This window comes from Vibrio sp. 10N.222.48.A3 (assembly GCF_041475345.1).
In the GTDB taxonomy this organism is placed as follows: domain Bacteria; phylum Pseudomonadota; class Gammaproteobacteria; order Enterobacterales; family Vibrionaceae; genus Vibrio; species Vibrio tasmaniensis_A.
This window is the reverse complement of sequence record NZ_JBFRVX010000027.1, coordinates 1-3,277: the sequence shown is the minus strand read 5'-3', so window position 1 is coordinate 3,277 and position 3,277 is coordinate 1. Positions and strand designations below refer to the sequence as shown.

Annotated in this window: 3 protein-coding genes; all 3 read right to left on the bottom strand. The window is 39.5% G+C overall.

The window, feature by feature from the left end:
• Positions 1-166 precede the first annotated feature (166 nt).
• The gene (locus AB4653_RS01050) at positions 167-1,201 is read right to left on the bottom strand and encodes a tyrosine-type recombinase/integrase (RefSeq protein ID WP_102257945.1); all 1,035 of its coding nucleotides are present in this window, start codon (positions 1,199-1,201) and stop codon (positions 167-169) included.
• A 17-nt stretch (positions 1,202-1,218) separates the two neighbouring features.
• Positions 1,219-2,304, bottom strand: a complete 1,086-nt coding sequence (locus AB4653_RS01045) for a serine/threonine-protein kinase (protein ID WP_102257944.1) — start codon at positions 2,302-2,304, stop codon at positions 1,219-1,221.
• Positions 2,301-3,277 (bottom strand): serine/threonine-protein kinase (locus AB4653_RS01040; protein ID WP_372103116.1); only part of this gene is annotated, 977 nt, incomplete at its 5' end. The genes AB4653_RS01040 and AB4653_RS01045, both read right to left, overlap by 4 nt.

Below are 3,277 nucleotides of genomic sequence, written 5' to 3'. Positions count from 1 at the left end.
GTTACCAACATCTGAAAAGATTCACAACGAGAACCGGGTGAATAAAAGGTAATTCTTTTGTTCTACTTGATTAGGTGTCATAGACATTTAATAAGTCATACGGGGTTCACACTAGACAATGCATTTTGAAAAGGCTACCTTCGGGTAGCTTTTTTTGTTTCTAGTATTAGTTTTTTGTACCTAGATTAGCCAAAGGGTTTTTCATTAGCACATCTTCTAGATGATCGGGCGCTAAATGCGCGTAGCGCATAGTCTGTTTTATATCACTGTGGCCTAAGATTCTTTGCAGCACAATAATGTTACCGCCGTTCATCATGTAATAAGACGCAAAAGTGTGACGAAGTACATGAGCCGCTTGTTGGGTAAGTCTTGGTACATGCTTCACGATGAAGCGGTAAACCGTTGAGTAACTAATGCTGAATAGTGGGCCCGAACCTTCCTTATAAATCACATCATAGAGTTCTGGGCTAATGGGAACTGAACGGTTCTTTTTACCTTTGGTCTGTGTGAATGTAACTTTGTATTTAGTCAGCTGTGCCCCAGTTAAAGTTGCTGATTCTCTAAATCGCCCACCAGTAGCCAAACATAGCTTAATTACTTTGTGTAAATCGTCATGGTGCGGATGAGCTTCTGCTGCTTCGATTAGATACTGCATCTCTTCAACAGTAAGAAACTCCATTTCAGCTTCATGCAGCTTGAATTGACGAACGGCATTAAGCGGATTGTCGCCTTTCCATTCGTCCATTCTTTGAAGTTCTACAATCATCGCATTCAAGAGATCTTGTTCATTGTTGCAAGTGCGAAACGTCACTTTGAGTTTCTTGCCGTTTAGGTCGGCGATTTCGCCAGCTAATCTCGCAGTGCGGTATTCAGCGAACATCTTGGCCGTGAAATTATGGTAAAGCGGGTCGCCCATACCAAGCGCCATCACTTTGAGTTTATTGTAGGTGTATTTAGAGTGAGTGAGTGACTGGCCGTGGCGTGCTTGCCATAGTTCAAGCATATCAATAAGACTGCGACGTTGAGGTTTTTCACCAAGCCAAGGCTTATTGTCTACTTCCTGTAGCGTGTACTTTTCAAATGCAAGCGCTTCACCCTTGGTGGCGAAGCGCTTACGAACACGTTTGCCATTACGGCCTTGCGGGTAGAGGTCGCAAAGCCATGGTTTTTTGTTGCCGTCTTTTAAATTACGGACCGTCATTATATTTGTATGGCAACTTATTTACAGCGAATAATTGGAAATGCCCTTGCTTGAGGTAATCCAGGGTACTCAGAGAAGCACACTCGCTCACTATGGGAAGCCTGAAGTCCAAAAACTTCTTCAGTATGATAAAATGTATCGTTAGGGCCTATGTTTTTAATGAAGCCCCAACCATGTGTGCCTCGTCGATACTTGATATGTCCATATTTTCTTTCTTGAATAGGGTAACAAAGGGAAGAAAACATTTGAACTAATTGCTCAGAATTTGGACGATTTGAATAGTCGTAATCCAAGCAACTTTTGATAATGCCTAGTAATTGATTGCCTAACGGGTTTAAATGGCGAGATGTATCCATATGAAGGATTGGATCGATAGATTTCTGAGTATGATAGTTAATGACGATTTGGGCAAATTGCGATGTGAAAGGTGTTTTTCCTGTTAGTAGGAAATACATAATTGCACCTATTGACCAAATATCAATATGTTTTCCAGCTTTTGTTTTGTTTAAAACAATTTCTGGGGCCATATAAGGTAGAGCACCAACGAGTGTTTTTGAGCCAGCAATGGAGCTTTCAACATTTTCGGTATCAGAAAAAACCTCGTTGATTTCATCATCAACAAGTTTTGCAATACCAAAGTCAGTGACTTTAATATCTCTAAACTTCTCGCCCCCTACAATCATAATGTTACTTGGTTTGAGATCCCTATGGACGACGTCTGCGCTATGAGATGCAGCTACTGCTTTTGATAGATGATGTCCTATGAAGGCAACGAGACATGGATCTAAATATGAGAAATTATTTCTGAATACAGTGTTTAAATCTTTTCCGTCAATAAGTTCTTCAATTAAGTATTCGCGTTTATCAAAGCCAAAGTAATCTAGAGTTTTCGCCACGTTAGGGTGAATAACACGAGCACTACAAATTGCGGTACTTTTAAATCTCAGGCTAGCCGAATCATTTTTTGGTGTCTTTAAAGCGACTTTTCGTCCAATGTTTTTGTCTATCGCTGAGTAGACTTGTTGCATACCACCTTCGTCGATATAATTTTCGATCACGTATCGATCTGCAATGATGTCGTTAGGTTTGTGAATATGACTCATAATACTATCTCCGGATGAGATGAAGAAAACGAAACAAAGAAACGGTTATTGGCATCTCGAACAAATGTCAGGACGCATGCTCCATAAAGCACCTTACCCACATCTACAATTTCATTATTTATATAAACATGTCCTTCAACTTTAGTAACATAAAAGTCGTATCCGTTGTAATTGATAATAATTGACAAGTCATCAGAAATTTTAATTCTTGTTTTTGGATGAGCTTGGTCAATATTATGGGAGCCTTTCGGTGCAACAAACAAACCAGTATGTTTATTTCGTAGGAGCTCTCTTTGTAATTCAGCAACTAAACTGTTTGCTGAGGGTCTCTCCGTTTTATTTTCTGAAACACATTTATTTAAGAGTGATGTTAGCTTTGAACAAAAGCCAAGCTCAGCAAATCGAGGGCTTTCTGGTTGCGGATTAAGCGTTTTATTGAATTTACATATACCCGAAAATGCAAGTTTGTGTAAGGTCACTCCAAGTGCATAGATATCGACCGCAAATGAAAGTACAACGGAGTCTTGCGTGTATAATCCAAAGGCTTCAGGAGCTAGGTATTCTAATGTACCATGACCATTTACGGTTTGGTGCGGATCACCGATACGAGATACACCAAAATCAAAAATTTTAAGTACACCTTGTTTGTCAAATTTCGCATTATCCAACTTTATATCTCGGTGACATATTCCTGATGAATGTATATCACGTAGTCCAGATGCTAGCTGATAGGCAAGGCTCAAAAATTCTGGGCCATGACACTGACCTACTTTGCTAGCTAGATCTTCCCCATCTAAGTATTCTTGATATATTTCAATGTTAGTTTGGGTTTGAATAACGTCATACAATCCAACAACATGCTTAGACGCAATTGATTTGAGTAGGTTTACTTCCTCAATCGTATTGTTCTTCTTACTAATGGGGATTGTTTTTATTGCGACTTCACGATCAAGGAATATATCTCTATAAAGAG

Bases quoted from the DNA above. Each gene is read 5' to 3' on its own strand.
- AB4653_RS01045 (WP_102257944.1), bottom strand. From the start codon at position 2,304: ATGAGTCATATTCACAAACCTAACGACATCATTGCAGATCGATACGTG.
- AB4653_RS01050 (WP_102257945.1), bottom strand. From the start codon at position 1,201: ATGACGGTCCGTAATTTAAAAGACGGCAACAAAAAACCATGGCTTTGC.